At 79.2% G+C, this 745-nt stretch carries 1 protein-coding gene; it reads right to left on the bottom strand.

What is annotated here, in order from left to right:
• Positions 1-67 precede the first annotated feature (67 nt).
• Positions 68-745: hypothetical protein (locus RI554_09375; protein MDR9392224.1), on the bottom strand; the 678-nt coding region annotated here is incomplete at its 5' end.

Raw genomic sequence — 745 nt, forward strand, 5'->3', positions numbered from 1 at the left:
GCGGCGGCGGGGCCGGCCGGCCCCCCCGTCGCCCCCCCGCCCGGCCGGACGGGCGGCCCGCCGGCGCTCACGCGTCCTCCGGCGCGGGGTACGTCCGCGCCCAGTCGGGGCCGGCGCCGTCGATGCGCGGGGCGCCGGCGTGCCGCCGGTGCGCCGTCCAGGGGGTCGCCTCCTCGACCCGCGCCCCGAGGCGGTGCAGGAGCGGGACCGACCGCGTCCGCAACGCCTCGGTCGCCGCCGCGCGGTCCGGCCACGCCGCGAGGGCGTCCAACCACACCGCCCGCCCGGCGAGGAACCCGCTGGCGCCCTGCGCGACCGCGCGCTCCACGACGTACTCGAACGCCTTGGGGCCCACGCCGGCCGACAGCACCACCCACGGGACCGGCGACAGGGCGTCCATCTCCGCCAGGAGGGCGTCCGCCTCCGCCTGATCGAGGAGCGCGTCGCGGGCGACGCCGTCGAGCGCCCCCCCGGCGACCTCCGCGACGCGGTGGGGATCGAACGGCACCTCGAGCTTGAACAGGTCCACCCCGAACGCCGGGTCGGCGTAGTGCCGCAGCGACCCGAGGGTCCGCTCCGCTTTGCCGCGCAGGTACGCCGGGTCGCTCGGGTCCTCCCCCGGCATCGGGTAGTCGAGGAGTTCGAGGACGAACGGCAGGTCGTACGCCCGGCAGGCCGCCGCCGCCTCCCGCACGAAGGCGTCCTGGTGCGCCTGCGTCGCGTCGCTCACGTCGGGCCGGTGCCA

Source organism: Trueperaceae bacterium (genome assembly GCA_031581195.1).
Taxonomy (GTDB): domain Bacteria; phylum Deinococcota; class Deinococci; order Deinococcales; family Trueperaceae; genus SLSQ01.